The sequence below is a fragment of the Bradyrhizobium sp. Ec3.3 genome (genome assembly GCF_000472925.1).
Taxonomy (GTDB): domain Bacteria; phylum Pseudomonadota; class Alphaproteobacteria; order Rhizobiales; family Xanthobacteraceae; genus Bradyrhizobium.
On the sequence record NZ_AXAS01000049.1, the window covers coordinates 58027 to 72345 of the forward strand.

At 64.1% G+C, this 14319-nt stretch carries 15 protein-coding genes; 4 read left to right on the forward strand and 11 right to left on the reverse strand.

Annotated elements, in window-relative coordinates; all coding sequences use genetic code 11:
• Positions 1-35 precede the first annotated feature (35 nt).
• The 5 genes from YUU_RS0134140 to YUU_RS0134160 form a co-directional block, all read right to left on the reverse strand.
• Complete coding sequence (locus YUU_RS0134140; RefSeq protein ID WP_027526384.1) at positions 36-755, reverse strand: ribonuclease activity regulator RraA; 720 nt, start codon at positions 753-755, stop codon at positions 36-38.
• A 151-nt stretch (positions 756-906) separates the two neighbouring features.
• A complete protein-coding gene (araD, locus tag YUU_RS0134145) occupies positions 907-2643 on the reverse strand; it encodes an L-arabinonate dehydratase (RefSeq protein ID WP_027526385.1) in 1737 nt (578 codons plus the stop codon).
• A complete protein-coding gene (locus YUU_RS0134150; RefSeq protein ID WP_027526386.1) occupies positions 2640-3503 on the reverse strand; it encodes an ABC transporter permease in 864 nt (287 codons plus the stop codon). Before YUU_RS0134150 ends, araD begins: the two co-directional genes overlap by 4 nt.
• 11 nt (positions 3504-3514) lie before the next feature.
• A complete protein-coding gene (locus YUU_RS0134155; protein WP_027526387.1) occupies positions 3515-4276 on the reverse strand; it encodes an ABC transporter ATP-binding protein in 762 nt (253 codons plus the stop codon).
• A 4-nt stretch (positions 4277-4280) separates the two neighbouring features.
• A complete protein-coding gene (locus YUU_RS0134160; protein WP_027526388.1) occupies positions 4281-5300 on the reverse strand; it encodes an ABC transporter substrate-binding protein in 1020 nt (339 codons plus the stop codon).
• A gap of 94 nt (positions 5301-5394) precedes the next feature.
• Here YUU_RS0134160 and YUU_RS0134165 point away from each other — a divergent pair, with 94 nt between their 5' ends.
• The 3 genes from YUU_RS0134165 (at position 5395) to YUU_RS0134175 (ending at position 10294) form a co-directional block, all read left to right on the forward strand.
• A complete protein-coding gene (locus YUU_RS0134165; protein WP_027526389.1) occupies positions 5395-6111 on the forward strand; it encodes a GntR family transcriptional regulator in 717 nt (238 codons plus the stop codon).
• 192 nt (positions 6112-6303) lie between these two features.
• Entirely contained in the window at positions 6304-6732 is a 429-nt protein-coding gene (locus YUU_RS0134170) for a response regulator (protein WP_027526390.1), read from the forward strand.
• Positions 6710-10294, forward strand: coding sequence for a PAS domain S-box protein (locus YUU_RS0134175; protein ID WP_027526391.1), 3585 nt, complete (start codon positions 6710-6712; stop codon positions 10292-10294). Before YUU_RS0134170 ends, YUU_RS0134175 begins: the two co-directional genes overlap by 23 nt.
• A gap of 140 nt (positions 10295-10434) precedes the next feature.
• On the opposite strand, the gene YUU_RS0134180 is transcribed toward YUU_RS0134175, so the two are convergent.
• Positions 10435-11070 (reverse strand): response regulator transcription factor, encoded by a 636-nt coding sequence (locus YUU_RS0134180; protein WP_027526392.1) that lies wholly within the window; start codon positions 11068-11070, stop codon positions 10435-10437.
• A gap of 260 nt (positions 11071-11330) precedes the next feature.
• Here YUU_RS0134180 and YUU_RS61580 point away from each other — a divergent pair, with 260 nt between their 5' ends.
• A complete protein-coding gene (locus tag YUU_RS61580) occupies positions 11331-11495 on the forward strand; it encodes a hypothetical protein (protein ID WP_245288175.1) in 165 nt (54 codons plus the stop codon).
• An 83-nt stretch (positions 11496-11578) separates the two neighbouring features.
• Here the strand turns inward: YUU_RS61580 and YUU_RS0134190 are convergent, their stop codons facing one another.
• The 5 genes from YUU_RS0134190 to YUU_RS0134210 form a co-directional block, all read right to left on the reverse strand.
• Entirely contained in the window at positions 11579-12082 is a 504-nt protein-coding gene (locus YUU_RS0134190; protein ID WP_027526393.1) for a response regulator, read from the reverse strand.
• Positions 12083-12227: 145 nt separating this feature from the next.
• Entirely contained in the window at positions 12228-12542 is a 315-nt protein-coding gene (locus YUU_RS0134195; RefSeq protein ID WP_027526394.1) for a hypothetical protein, read from the reverse strand.
• Positions 12539-13423, reverse strand: a complete 885-nt coding sequence (locus tag YUU_RS0134200; protein ID WP_027526395.1) for a protein-glutamate O-methyltransferase CheR — start codon at positions 13421-13423, stop codon at positions 12539-12541. Before YUU_RS0134200 ends, YUU_RS0134195 begins: the two co-directional genes overlap by 4 nt.
• Positions 13424-13470: 47 nt before the next feature.
• A complete protein-coding gene (locus YUU_RS0134205; RefSeq protein WP_027526396.1) occupies positions 13471-13857 on the reverse strand; it encodes a response regulator in 387 nt (128 codons plus the stop codon).
• Positions 13858-13887: 30 nt separating this feature from the next.
• A partial coding sequence (locus tag YUU_RS0134210) for a chemotaxis protein CheW (RefSeq protein ID WP_027526397.1) occupies positions 13888-14319 on the reverse strand: 432 nt, incomplete at its 5' end.

Sequence of the window (14319 nt, forward strand, 5' to 3'; positions counted from 1 at the left end):
TCGGCCGGCTCGTGTGACGATGTGGTTGATGCGGACTAGCGACCGTTCGCCTTGCGCCAGGCCGCGAAGTCGGTGAGCGTCTGCGGATCGGTGGCCGGATAGAGCCCGAAGATGCCGCGGCCCTTGCTGACTTCCTCGGTGACGAAGTCCTCGAACGCAGTCATCTCGAACGTCTCGTTGGCGATCTCGTCAGCGAGATGCGCGGGGATGACGATCACGCCATCGCTGTCACCGAGAATGACGTCGCCGGGAAACACCGGCGCATCGCCGCAGCCAATCGGGACGTTGATCTCGATCGCCTGGTGCAGCGTGAGGTTCGTCGGCGCGCTCGGGCGGTGATGGAAGGCGGGAAAGCCGAGCTTGGCGATCTCGGCGGAATCGCGAAAGCCGCCATCGGTGACGACGCCGGCGACGCCGCGCTTCATCAGCCGCGTCACCAGGATCGCACCGGCGGATGCGGCGCGCGCGTCCTTGCGGCTGTCCATCACCAGCACCGCGCCGGGCGGGCAATCCTCGACCGCCTTGCGCTGCGGATGCGAGTGATCGCGGAACACTTCGATGGTGTTGAGGTCCTCGCGCGCCGGCATGTAGCGCAGCGTGAAGGCCTCGCCGACCATGGTCGGCTGGTCGGGGCCAAGGGGATGCACATCCTGGATCATCTGGATGCGCAGGCCACGCTTGAACAGCGCGGTGGCGACAGTGGCGGTGGAGACGGACTTGAGCTTGTTACGGGTGGCGTCGCTGAGTTTTGTCATTGCGTTCTCGCTCTCTCATCTTCGTCTTTCCGGGGCGCGCGACTTGGCGCGAGCCCGGAATCCATACTCCCGATCGTGGTTATGGATTCTCAGGTGCGCAATTGCGCACCATAGCTCGCCGCTTGCGCGGCGCCCCGGAATGACAGTTGCTCTAGTAAATCGACGGCTCGCCGATCGGCGCGCCAAAGCCTGTCTCCAGGAAATCGAAGTCGCAGCCGTCATTGGCCTGCTTGATGTGCTTTGAGAACATCCAGCCATAGCCGCGCTCGAAGCGGCGCTCGGGCTGCTTCCATTCTGCGCGGCGTTTGGCGAGCTCGGCCTCCGGCACATCCAGATTGATGGTGCGCGCGGCGACGTCGAGCGTGATGCGGTCGCCGTTCTTCACCAGCGCGAGCGGGCCGCCGACATACGATTCCGGCGCGACGTGCAGGATGCAGGCGCCGTAGCTGGTGCCGCTCATGCGTGCGTCGGAGATGCGCACCATGTCGCGCACACCCTGCTTCACGAGCTTTGTCGGGATCGGCAGCATTCCCCATTCCGGCATGCCCGGCCCGCCCTGCGGCCCGGCATTGCGCAGGATTAGGATGTGGTCCTCGGTGACGTCGAGGTTGGGATCGTCGACCGCCTTCTTCATCGACGGATAGTCGTCGAACACCAGCGCCGGGCCCGTATGCTTGAGGAAGCGCGGCGCGCAGGCCGACGGCTTGATCACGCAGCCATCGGGCGCGAGATTGCCCTTGAGCACGGCGAGCGCGCCTTCCTTGTAGATCGGGTTGTCGACCGAGCGGATGACATCGTCATTATGGACCTCGGCGCCAGCGATATTCTCGCCGACTGTCTTCCCGGTGACCGTGATGCAATCCAGATGCAGATACGGCCTGATCTGGCTCATCAGCGCCGGCAGACCGCCGGCATAGAAGAAGTCTTCCATCAGATAGGCATCGCCGCTCGGCCGGACGTTGGCGATCACGGGCACCTTGCGGCTCGCGATCTCGAAATCGTCAAGTCCGATGTCCTGGCCGGCACGGCGCGCCTGCGCGATCAGATGGATGATCGCATTGGTCGAGCAGCCCATCGCCATCGCGACCGCAATCGCGTTCTCGAATGCCTTGCGCGTCTGAATCGCCTTCGGCGTCAGGTCCTCCCAAACCATCTCGACGATGCGGCGGCCGCATTCAGAGGCCATGCGGATGTGGTTGGCGTCGGCCGCGGGAATAGAGGAGGCGCCCGGCAGCGTCATGCCGATGGCCTCCGCGATCGCCGTCATGGTCGAAGCCGTGCCCATGGTCATGCAGGTGCCGTAGCTGCGGGCGATGCCGGCTTCGATATCGAGCCAGTCCCTGTCGGAAATCTTGCCGGCACGGCGCTCGTCCCAGTACTTCCAGCCATCGGAGCCCGAGCCCAGCGTCTTGCCCTTCCAGTTGCCGCGCAGCATCGGGCCGGCCGGCAGGTAGATCGCCGGGATGTTCATCGAGGTGGCGCCAAGCAGGAGCGCCGGCGTGGTCTTGTCGCAGCCGCCCATCAGCACGACGCCATCGACGGGATGGCTGCGCAACAGCTCTTCCGCGTCCATCGCCAGCAGATTGCGATAGAGCATGGTGGTCGGCTTGAGCAGCGATTCCGACAATGATAGCGCCGGCAACTCGACCGGCAGGCCGCCAGCCATCAGGATGCCGCGCTTGACGTCGTCGACGCGCGACTTGAAGTGCATGTGGCAGGGTTGTGCATCCGACCAGGTGTTGAGGATGGCGATGATCGGCCGGTCCTTCCACTCCTCCGGAGCGTAACCCATCTGCATGGTGCGCGAGCGATGGCCGAACGAGCGGAGATCATCTGGCGCGAACCAGCGCGCGCTGCGGAGCTGGTCGGGCGTCTTCTTCTTGGTCATGATTGGGTACCCCATTTCTGGACGGTATTCCGCTCGATAGCGCGGAAGATCAGGTTCTCGACAAAGAGCCCGATGATAATGACGGTCAAGAGACCTGCGAAGACCGCAGGAATGTCGAGAAGGTTGCGGTTCTCGAAGATGAACCAGCCAAGCCCGCCCTGCCCTGATGACACGCCGAACACCAGCTCTGCCGCGATCAGCGTGCGCCAGGCGAAGGCCCAACCGATTTTCAGACCGGTGAGGATCGAGCCGAAGGCCGCCGGGATCAGAATCTTTGCGACATAGGGCAATCCGCGCAGGCCGTAGTTGCGGCCGACCATGCGCAGCGTGTTCGATACGCTCTTGAAGCCGGAATGGGTGTTGAGCGCGACCGGCCACAGCACCGAATGGATCAGCACGAAGACGAGGCTGGCATTGCCGAGCCCGAACCAGATCAGCGCCAAGGGCAACAGCGCGATCGCCGGCAGCGGATTGAACATCGCCGTCACCGTCTCCAGGAAATCGGTGCCGATGCGGGTCGAGATTGCGAGCACGGTGAAGATGGCGGCGAGCGCGATGCCTGCCGAATAGCCCATGAACAGCACTTTGAGCGAGGTCCAGGCGCGCATGGGAATGGTGCCGTCCTTGATGCGCTCGAACAACGTGACGGAGGTATCGTGCAGCGTCGGGAACAGCAGGGGGTTGTCGAGGTAGACGCCGTAGGCTTCCCAGACCGCCGCAAGAAACAGGATGATGACGGCCTTGCGAACGAAGCCGTCGTTCCACAAGAGCTCAAGGACGCTCAGCTTGCGTTCAACCTCCCCGGCGCTGACGGCGTCCGCAGCCGGCGCGGCTCGCAGCAAGATTCTCGCTTCGCCCATGAGAAGCTCCCTCAATGCGCCGTTGCTGCGGACGAGAACAGGAGATCATGGATCTCCTTCTCCAGACGCCCGGCACTGCCATCGTCGCTGGAGACGCGGTCGACATCGACTACCTCCGCCTTGACGCGTCCGGGATGCGGCGACAGCAGCAAGATGCGGTTGCCGATGCGAATTGCTTCCGCGATCGAATGGGTGACGAACAGCACGGTAAATTTCGTCTCGCTCCAGAGCTGGAGCAGTTCGTCCTGGCAGGTTCGCCGCGTCAGCGCATCGAGCGCCGCGAACGGCTCGTCCATCAGGAGAATATCAGGCTCCATCGCCATGCCGCGGGCGATGGCGACGCGCTGCTTCATGCCGCCCGAGAGCGTGTGCGGATAGGCATCGACCACGCGGGTGAGGCCGACCTTCTCGATATAGGCCCGCGCACGCGCCTCGGCCTCCTTGCGCGGCAACCGACGCGCAGTCAGAAGCGGGAACATCACGTTGGCGAGCACGGTCTTCCAGGGCAGGAGCTGATCGAACTCCTGGAAGATCATCATGCGGTCGGCGCCGGGACCGACGATGCCGCGCCCCTGAATCGCCATCCGACCTTCGCTCGGCACCATGTAGCCGCCGACCGCCTTGAGCAGGGTCGACTTGCCGCAGCCGGAAGGTCCGAGCAGCACGAAGCGGTCGGACTTGTCGACGGTGAAGGAGACCTTTTCGGTCGCCGTGACGACGGCGCTCGAGGTCTTGTAGCGCAGCGTCACCCCGCTGACATCGAGCAGCGCCATGAAATCAACTGCCCTTCAGGTCGTGCGCGACGGGGAGATAGTAGTCCGTCCACGCCTTGGGCTGCGTCTTCAGCGTGCCGGTCTTGAACAGGTGGGCAGCGAATTTCATCGTGCCCTGCGGCTCGAGATTCCACTCCATCATGCCGGGCTGCTTGAGCAGATCCAACAGCTCCTCGACCGAGGTCTTGTCGCCGGTGATCTCCTTGTAGATCTCGACCGCCTGCCTGGTATCGCTGCGGATCAGGTCCTGCGCTTCCTTGGTCGCATCGCGCACGGCCTGGATAATCTTTGGATTGGCATCGGCGAATTTGGTCGTGGTGAAGAACTGCGCCTGGCTGAGCGGCCCGCCCATCACGTCGGGCGAGTTCAGCACGACATGCGCGCCCGGCACGTTCTTCAGCTCGAGGAAGCTGAACGGCGGAATCGAGAAATGGTTGTGCACCTCGTGCTTGGGATTGGCGAGCGAGGCATAAGCGTCGGGGTGACCGAGTTGCACCGTGTTGGCATCGAGCTTCGACCACTGGTCGGCGCCGAAGGCTTCGGCGGCCGCGATCTGCAACACGATGGCCTGGGTCGAGACCTTCACAGTCGGCACCGCGATCTTGTCGGTGGGGCCAAAATCCTTGATCGATTTGATGTTGGGGTCACGGCTGATCAGCGTCATCGGCTGCGCCGACGTTGCGACGATGCCCTTCACGCCACCGCGGGTGCGATCCCACAAAAGCAGGAGATTGCCGGTGCCGGTGTTGAGGATATCGACGCCGCCCGCGAGCAGCGCGTCGGTCTGCGCGCCGCCGCCGGAGAAGGTGATCCATTTGGTGGTGACGCCTGATACGCCAAGCGAAGCTGCGTGCTTCTCGATCAGCTTCAGCTTCTCCATGATGTGGCTCGGCATGTAGAAGATGCCAGGCTGCCGCGAGAGCGCGATCTCGGATTTCTGCTGCGCTTCTGCCGCGACCGCCGACAGGGCCAGGGCGGCGATCATGGCGACGGCGGCGAGGCCGTGCTGGAACTGCTTGATCATTGTTGTTCGTTTCCTCCGGCCGGCATTGACGAGCGGCGTTGCTGATGCACTAATGTATTAGTGCATCAAAGGCAAGCGCGCCGGAACAGCAGCCATGGAAGTGTCCCATACCGCGCCTCGCGCGGCCTCCCGCCCCGGCGCGCGGCTCGACCGCGCCCGGCAGGCGGCGCCGCAGGTGTTCGAGCGGCTGCGCAACGCCATTCTCGCCCTCGAGCTGCCGCCGGGCTCGCCGCTGTCGCGCGCCGATCTCGCCGCGCAATTCGGCGTCAGCTCGACACCGATCCGCGACGCCCTGATGCGACTGGAGGAAGAAGGACTGGTCGACGTGTTTCCGCAGCACGCGACGGTGGTCAGCCGGGTCGATGTCGGCCGCGCCCAGCAGGCTCATTTCCTGCGCCAGGCGCTGGAACTCGAGATCGTGCGGCTGCTCGCGGAAAGCCATGACGAAGCCCTGATCATCCGCCTCGACCACGCGATCGCGCTCCAGCAGCAATTCGCCAGGGGCGGAGATTTCGAGAGCTTCATCGCCGGCGATAATGATTTCCACGCCCAGCTCTATGTGGCCGCCGGCAAGCAGGAGCTCTGGACGCTGGTTCGCAGCCGCAGCGGACATATCGACCGTTTGCGGCGCCTGCACCTGCCCTCTCCCGGCAAGGCCCAGAATATCGTGCGGCACCACAGGCTGATCACCCGCGCGATCGAAGCCGGCGACGCCGAGACCGCGCAGCAGCACTTGCGGACGCATCTGTCAGGCACGCTCAGCGAGCTCGACAGGATCCGGGCGCGCTATCCGGAATATCTGAGCGACTAGACGCAGTGCAGCCACCGGCTGTAACATGCTATACATGCAAGCGTGCATATAGACAGCTCACGTCCGAGCCGCGCCACAAGGCACTTCCATCATCGCGAAGTGCTTGCAGGTTGCGCGGAATCCGCGCAACAATTTCCCAATCCCAGCTTCGACCGACATGGTCGACCTGGACCAGGCTCGGGGGACTGGAACTTGGCCAACATCCTGATCGTGGATGACGATCCGGCCGTGCAGATGACGATCCGGCTGCTGCTGGAGAGGGCTGGCCATCGCGTGACGGTCGCCGGCGACGGCCATCAGGGCCTTGTAATGTTCGAGGCCGGTCGGTTCGAGCTGTTGTTCTTGGATATTTTCATGCCCGGAATGGATGGACTGGAGACCATGCGGCACATTCGGGCGCGAGCGCCGGCGGTGCCGATCATCGTGATTTCCGGCCGGTCGGCCGCGCCCGACGCCTATGCCCAGCCGGACTTCCTGAAGATGGCGACCAAGCTCGGCGCAGTGGCGAGCTTGCCTAAGCCGTTCCGTGCCGACACGCTGCTTGCGGCCGTCGATGGCTGCCTGGACGCGACGCAGATGGCATCGCGGGGGAATCCGGATGTCAGCACCGGCCGCCGATGACAAAGACCTCCGTTCTGTTCCAGGCCAGAACACGCGCAGTCATTCGGGAATCCCCATGACGCTCGCAACGCGGCTGGCCATCGCGATGATCCTGCTGGTGGCGATTACCGTGGCCGCAGTCGGCTGGCTCGGCTATCGCAACCTCACGCAGGCGGTCATTCCACGGGTCCTGGAACGCGTCGAAGCCCAGTCACACCTGCTGGCTACCAATCTCGAATCCTACGTTGCCGGCGCTCGCGGCGATGTCCTAGGCTATCGCTCCGCCGCAGGCATCAATGGCCTGATCCGCGCCCATATCGGCGGTGGCATTGATCCTCTTGACGGCGTTTCGGAGCAGACCTGGCGCGAGCGCATCGCAGGGCGCCTCGCCGCCGAGATCGAAGCCAAACCCAGCTATGCGCAATTTCGAATCATCGGTGTCGACGACGACCAGCGCGAGCTGGTCCGCGTCGACCGCTCCGGCCCGAATGGAACAGCCCGGATCATTCCGAACAGCGAACTGGAGCACAAAAGCGAGCGACTCTACTTTCAGGAAACGATTCGCCTGGCGCCCGGCGAGATTTATGTGTCACCGATCGATCTCGCCACCCGCCAGGGGGGGACCACGGCCCCTCACATGCCGACTTTGCGGGTTGCAGCGCCGCTGTTCACGCCGGACGGCAAGCCGTTCGGTATCATCATCGCCAATATCGACATGAGTCCGGCTCTCGACCGCATTCGCTCGACTTCCGGCTCGGGAGGGCAGATCTACGTCGTGAATTCGCGCGGCGACTATCTCGTCCATCCCGATCGCACGCGAGAATTCGGCTCAGTGCATGGCCGGCACGACAACTGGCGCAATGAATTTCCATTTTTTACGGCCCTGGTCGGAAAGACGGAAGGATCCACGCAGCTCCTGACCGACAGGTTGGGCCGGCCGAGCGGCGCGGCGCTCGCGCCGGCGCTGCTTGCGGGCAAGGAGTGGGTCGCAATCATCGAGACCATTCCCCCGCCCGTATTCAGCCGCGTGCCAGCAGCCATTCAAAAAACATCCTTGCTGGTCGGCGTGCTTGCGGTCCTTGCCGCGGCTTCACTTGCGGTGCTCGTGGCCCGCTCATTGACTCGTCCGATCGGGCGTCTGACGACGGCGGTGGAGGCAATCGGCGGCGGGCGGCCGGCGGATATCCCGGTCGATGCGCCGGGCGAAACCGGCGCACTGGCACGCGCCTTCGCGCGCATGGTAGCGGAGGTGCAGGCCAAGACCGCAGCTCTCGAACGCGAGGTTCGCGAGCACCGCCGCACCGAGGCCGCTCGAAGCCATCATGCCGAGCGCGAGCGCCTGTTCAGTGCCGCGGTCGAATCCTCCGACGATGCCATCGTCATGCAGTCGCTCGACGCCATCATCACCGGCTGGAATCCGGCGGCGGAACGGCTCTATGGCTATTCGGCGGACGAGGCGATCGGCAAGCACACCTCCATCATCGTGCCTCCCGACCGCCGCGAGCAGGGCAAGGATTATTTGCGACGGATCGCGCGCGGCGAACCGATCGAACGCTTCGAGACGGTGCGCGTGCGCAAGGACGGCACACCCGTGGAGATCTCCCTCAGCCTGTCGCCGATCAGGGGTCCCGGCGGCGAAATCATCGGCGCTTCCGGATCGGCCCGTGACATCACCGAAGCCAGACGCACCGAGCGGGCACTGCAACAGCAGCTCGAGGAGCGCCGGCGGATCTTCGACGCCTCGCAGGACCTGATCATGATCATGGATGCGAGGGGGCATGTCGCCCAGATCAGTCCGAGCTCGGAAGCCATCCTCGGCTATCGGCCGGAGGAAATGATCGGCCGCAGCGGCGCCGACTTCATCCATCTCGATCATCTGGAGCGGTCGCGCGAGGACATGCGCGCCTTGCGGCGCGGCGAACGGCCCAAGCTCGCCGACACCCGCTGCCTCCACAAGGACGGGCACGAGGTCTGGCTCTCCTGGATGGGGACGTGGTCTCCCGAGATGAAGCGCTTCTACTTCGTCGGGCGCGACATGACCGAAGCCCGGCTTGCGCAGGAATCGCTGCGGGAAAGCGAGCAGCTTGCCCGCAACATCGTCGAGACATCGCTCGACGCCTTCGTCCAGACTGACGAGAACGGCACCATCCTGGCCTGGAACTCGCAGGCCGAGAAGCTGTTCGGCTGGCGGCGCGACGAGGCGCTGGGCAGGAACAACGTCGACCTGATCGTTGCCGAGAGCGAACGCGAAACGATCAGGGCCGGCCTGCAACGCTTCGTGAGCTCGGAAGACGGCAGGCTCGTCGAGCGCCGGCGCGAGATGATGGTCCGCCGACGTGACGGCAAGGAATTCGAAGCCGAGCTGAGCGTCACCGCGCTGAACCGTCGCGAAGGACTGCTGTTCAACGTCTTTTACCGCGACCTCACCGACAAGATCGCGGCCGAGGAGCGCGTCCGCCACGCCGAGAAGATGGAGGCGATCGGCCAGCTCACCGGCGGCGTGGCGCACGACTTCAACAACATCCTCACCGTCATCACCGGGACGATCGAGATCCTGGCGGAAGCGGTCGAGAAGGAGCCGCAGCTTGCCGCCATCACCAGGATGATCGACGAGGCTGCAGGGCGCGGCGCCGAGCTGACCCAGCACTTGCTCGCCTTCGCGCGCAAGCAGCCGCTGCAACCGCGCGAGATCGACATCAATTCGTTGATCGTCGACACGGCCAAGCTGCTGCGCCCGACGCTGGGCGAGCAGATCCAGATCGAATCCGTGTTCGAGGCGGAAAGCTGCGTGGCGATCGTCGATCCCAACCAGCTCACCACCGCCCTTCTCAACCTGGCGCTCAACGCCCGCGACGCCATGCCGAACGGCGGCAAGCTGATCCTGGAGACGGGAACGGCCTGGCTCGACGAAAGCTACGCCAACATCAACGACATCCGCCCCGGCCACTACGTGCTGATCGCGGTCAGCGACACCGGCGCCGGGATTCCGGCAAAGCTCCTGGACCGCGTGTTCGATCCCTTCTTCACTTCGAAGGGCCCCGGCAAGGGCACCGGGCTCGGCCTCTCCATGGTCTATGGCTTCATCAAGCAGTCGGCCGGCCATATCAGGATCTACAGCGAGGAAGGACACGGCACCACGATCAAGATGTACCTGCCGCCTGGTATGACGGCGACTGCGAGCGGTGAGGGCGTGGCGCCGGCTGCGATCGATGGCGGAGACGAGACGATTTTGGTGGTCGAGGACGACCGCCTGGTGCGCGACTATGTGCTGGCGCAGCTGCATTCGCTGGGCTACGCGACGTTGCAGGCGGCCAATGCGGTTGAAGCGCTGGCAATCGTCGCGGCCGGACAGCCGTTCGACCTCCTGTTCACCGACGTGATCATGCCGGGCAAGATGAACGGCCGTCAGCTTGCCGACGAGATCCTGAAGACCAGGCCAGACCTCAAAGTGGTCTACACATCAGGCTATACCGAGAACGCGATCATCCATCACGGACGATTGGACTCCGGCGTGCTGCTACTCGCCAAGCCGTACCGCAAGTCGGACCTCGCAAGAATTTTGCGCAAGGCGCTGGACGGCTGAAGTTGCGCGCAACTCTGGTGTCCCGGACAAGCGAAGCGCAGAGCCGGGACCCAGAACTGTTTGCCGTGAATTGGAGACATGGGCCCCGGCTCGGCGGCGCATCATTGCATGATGCGCTGCGTCCGGGGCACGAGAGCAATCTACGACGCGCGCTGGGCGGCCGTCATCACGATGCGGATCAGGTCGGCCGCGTTCCGGGCGCCGAGCTTCTTCATGATGTTGGCGCGGTGGTCCTCGATCGTGCGCGGGCTGATCCCGAGCGTACGGCCGGCTTCCTTGTTGGAGGCACCCGCGGCGAACTGCTCGAGCACCTCGCGCTCGCGCCGGGTGAGGGGCTCACGTCCGGGGAAGTGGAGCTGGCCGAACTTGGGCGAGGCGCTCTCCGCCTGCCGACGTGCATAAGCCCCGATCGCCTCGTCGAGCCGGTTGACGATCTCGCTGCCGCGGAACGGCTTCTCGATGAAGTCGAGCGCGCCGTTCTTGATGGCGCTGACCGCCATCGAGATATCGCCCTGCCCGGAGATCATGAAGATCGGCGCGGGATAATCCTCGCCGTGCAATTCCTTCAAGATGTCGAGGCCCGACTTGCCGGGAATGTGGACGTCGAGCAGGATCGCGGCCGGTGTGCGGTTTCGCGCGACCGCGAGCAGCGCTGCGCCGTCGGCAAAACAGATCACCTCATAGCCCGCCGCCTTCAACACCATCGACAGGGTGTCGCGAACGGCAGGGTCGTCGTCGACCACGAAGATCTCGCCACGGGAGGTTTTTTCGGCCATGTGCCACGTCCATCCGACATGAGAAGACTTGCGTCCGCGCCAAGCGTTTTGGCGTTCGGCACGGATTCGGCCCACCCCCGCATTTGTACGGGACATGAAGTTAACGCACAAGTAGCGGCGTAGCGCCCAATGACCGGGGGACGAAGAATATCCATGCAAAATTTTGCTGGCACCGGCCCGCGTGTCGAGCGGCCATTTCCGGCAGCCGTCAGTTGATCGCTGCCGATCTTCGCTCTCTGATCGCGCAGATCGAGACCGGCATGCGCCTGATCGAGGCCGCGATCACGCTGGAAGACGCCTGCGATCCGCCGGGTTCCACCGAAATCTTCGTGCTGGATGACGTCACGCCCCGCTACGCCACGGCAAGCGCAGCGCTCGGTGCCGTGCAGGGCCGGCCTCAACCTCGCCTTAAAATCGCTCTCTGATTCCGGAAAATCAACTGAAACCGCGACCGCGCGGTGCGACGGCCGCACCGGATTTGGCCGAGGCCGCGCGTATCCCGCGCGTCTTAAGCGCGGTGACGCGCCACGATTGCATCGGTGGCGACACCGCCCCAGGTGTGCATTGTCGGCAGACCCATCGCAGTCTTGCCGAGATTGGCGAGGCTGATACGCAGCGCCGCGAGATCGAGCGGCTTCGGCAGGCTCTGCAGTTCGATCCCCACGGAGCGGGCAAAGTGGCGGGCAGCACTGCGGCGCCGGCCATCCATGCCGCTGATGACGATCACCGAGCCCGCGAATTTCGCCTCCGACATCACGCGCAGCACCTCGATGCCGTCGCCGTCCTCCAGCACGAGATCGAGCGTCACACAGTCGAAGCGCTCGGCGCTAAGCTTGCTGATCGCCTCCGAAACCGAGGACGCCACGGTCACCTCGTGGCCGGCCTGCTTGGCTGCAACCGTGATCAGGCTGCGCTGCGTAGCGTCGTCATCGACGATTAGAAGCTGCAGCGGTCGCCGTTCGCCGGCATCAGACAGATTTGACGGGAGGGAGGAGTAGGAGCTTCTTGGCATTACCGGGTCCTGCGATTGAGACCGGTCATGCGTACATCGCACGCGCTTAGGCCACGTAAAACGGAGGCCGCGAATTCAATCGGATGTTTTCGGCAAAATCCGACACAACGCGTTAAGAAAAGCGAGCAGGAGGTTACGACTGTGCTCAGACCGTCGCGTCATGGCTTGCGGCGGCGCGCTTCCTCTTGTTCTTGCCGCGCAGGAACTGGACGTCCATTTCCGCGCCGTTGACGCGCACCAGCTCGCAACGGCGATAGGCAAGGCCCGTCGAGGATAACAGCAGAAAGAATTCCTTGAGATTCAGGCCCTGGATCGAACCTTCGACCGTGAGGATGGCATCGGTGTCGGAAATCGCGTTGAGCTTGCAATCGCGACGCCAGGTTCCGTCGATCGCCATGATGCAGACATCATAGCCGCGACTGAACGTCACGCGTTCCGCTCCCTTGCCATCTTCGCTCATGCGCGCAGGCCTGCCATTGCAGCGGTCCTTGGAGGCGCCGCCGCGATCGCGGGCTTTGCACCGGCGCTGCGTGCGTCATTCGGCTTGTAGAGACCGCGCCGCTCCGGAATCGGACGGAAGGTGTCGGTCAGCCCTACCACGGTTTCTGCGGCGCCGAGCACCAGGAAGCCGTCGCCCTCGACTTGACGAGCGAGGCGGTTGAAGATGTTGATCTTGGTCTCCTGGTCGAAATAGATCAGCACGTTGCGGCAGAAGATCACGTCGAAGGTGCCGAGCTGGGAGAAGTCGTGCAGCAGATTGAGCTGCCGATGCTGGATCATGGCGCGCAGTTCGGGATTGATCTGCCAGGTCTCGCCGGTCTGCTTGAAATATTTGACCAGGAGCTGAATCGGCAGGCCGCGCTGCACCTCGAACTGGCTGTAGATGCCGGCCTTGGATTTCTCCAAAACCTCCTGCGACAGATCGGTGGCGATGATCTCGACCCGCCAACCGGTGAGCGCCGCGCCCATCTCCTTCAGGCTCATCGCCAGCGAATAGGGCTCCTGTCCGGTCGAGCCGGCGGCGCACCAGATGCGCACGCTCCGGCGCGCCGCGCGCGCCTTCAGCACCTCCGGCATAATCGTTTCGCGGAAATGGTCGAACGGGACCTTGTCGCGGAAGAAGAAGGTCTCGTTGGTGGTCATGGCTTCGACCACGCTGGTGATCAGCGCGCTCGATCCAGCTTGCAGCTTCTGGACGAGATCGCCAATGCCGGAGAGTCCGGCCTTGCGCGCGAGCGGCAACAACCGGCTCTCGATCAGATATTGCTTGTCGGCAGACAGGTCGAGACCGGAATGGTCTCTCAGGAACTTCCGCAGATACTCATACTCGGGCGGGGTCACTGGGCAGCCTCTCGCAGGATTACCGGGAACACTCAGGCCAGGAAGACTTAAGCAAAGGCCTGTCCGACGGGGATCAGGCCGACTTCCGCGAACTTGTCGGCGATGATGTCCTTGTCGAACGGTTTCATGATGTATTCGTTGGCGCCGCCGCTGAGTGCCTGGGCAATGTGGGCGACGTTGTTCTCGGTGGTGCAGAACACCACCTTGGGCTGGTCGCCGCCGGGCAGGCGGCGCATGTGGCCCATGAATTCGAAGCCGTCCATGACCGGCATGTTCCAGTCGAGCAGCACGGCATCGGGCAGCTTCTGCCGGCAGACCTCCAGCGCCTTCGAGCCGTCCTCGGCTTCGGTGACCTCGAATTCCAGGCCTTCCAGGATGCGGCGCGCGATCTTGCGCACGACGCTGGAATCATCGACGACCAAACATGTCTTCATTTTGGTTCTCCGGCTTCGATGTTGTTGGGCTTACGCAGCCATTTGCACTTTGGTTTCGAGCTCGAGGACGCGATCGACGTCGAGGACGACCATGAGCTGGCCGTCGAGACGGTGGACGCCGCCGGCAAGCTTGGCCATGCGGGGGTCGAGGTTGACGGGGTTTTCCTCTTTGCCGTCCTCGGGCAGGCGCAGCACCTCGCCGATCGTGTCGATCAAGAGGCCATAGGATTCGCCGCGCAGGTCGACGCCGACCGCCATCGGCACCTTGCCGTCCTCGGGCCTCGGCAGCCCGAGGCGCGCGCGCATGTCGACCACGGTGACGATGCGGCCGCGCAGGTTCANGACGCCCGCGATCTCGCGCGAGGCGAGCGGCACGCGGGTGACGCGCTCGGGCATGAACACGTCCTGGACGCGCGAGATCGGCAGGCCGAAGAGCTGGCCGCCGATCATCGCGGTGACGTA

Coding starts and splice junctions, on each gene's coding strand:
- YUU_RS0134205 (WP_027526396.1), bottom strand. CDS start 13,857: ATGAAGACATGTTTGGTCGTCGATGATTCCAGCGTCGTGCGCAAGATC.
- YUU_RS0134155 (WP_027526387.1), bottom strand. CDS start 4,276: ATGGCGCTGCTCGATGTCAGCGGGGTGACGCTGCGCTACAAGACCTCG.
- YUU_RS0134165 (WP_027526389.1), top strand. CDS start 5,395: ATGGAAGTGTCCCATACCGCGCCTCGCGCGGCCTCCCGCCCCGGCGCG.
- YUU_RS0134190 (WP_027526393.1), bottom strand. CDS start 12,082: ATGCCAAGAAGCTCCTACTCCTCCCTCCCGTCAAATCTGTCTGATGCC.
- YUU_RS61580 (WP_245288175.1), top strand. CDS start 11,331: ATGCGCCTGATCGAGGCCGCGATCACGCTGGAAGACGCCTGCGATCCG.
- YUU_RS0134195 (WP_027526394.1), bottom strand. CDS start 12,542: ATGAGCGAAGATGGCAAGGGAGCGGAACGCGTGACGTTCAGTCGCGGC.
- YUU_RS0134160 (WP_027526388.1), bottom strand. CDS start 5,300: ATGATCAAGCAGTTCCAGCACGGCCTCGCCGCCGTCGCCATGATCGCC.
- YUU_RS0134150 (WP_027526386.1), bottom strand. CDS start 3,503: ATGGGCGAAGCGAGAATCTTGCTGCGAGCCGCGCCGGCTGCGGACGCC.
- araD (WP_027526385.1), bottom strand. CDS start 2,643: ATGACCAAGAAGAAGACGCCCGACCAGCTCCGCAGCGCGCGCTGGTTC.
- YUU_RS0134175 (WP_027526391.1), top strand. CDS start 6,710: ATGTCAGCACCGGCCGCCGATGACAAAGACCTCCGTTCTGTTCCAGGC.
- YUU_RS0134180 (WP_027526392.1), bottom strand. CDS start 11,070: ATGGCCGAAAAAACCTCCCGTGGCGAGATCTTCGTGGTCGACGACGAC.
- YUU_RS0134140 (WP_027526384.1), bottom strand. CDS start 755: ATGACAAAACTCAGCGACGCCACCCGTAACAAGCTCAAGTCCGTCTCC.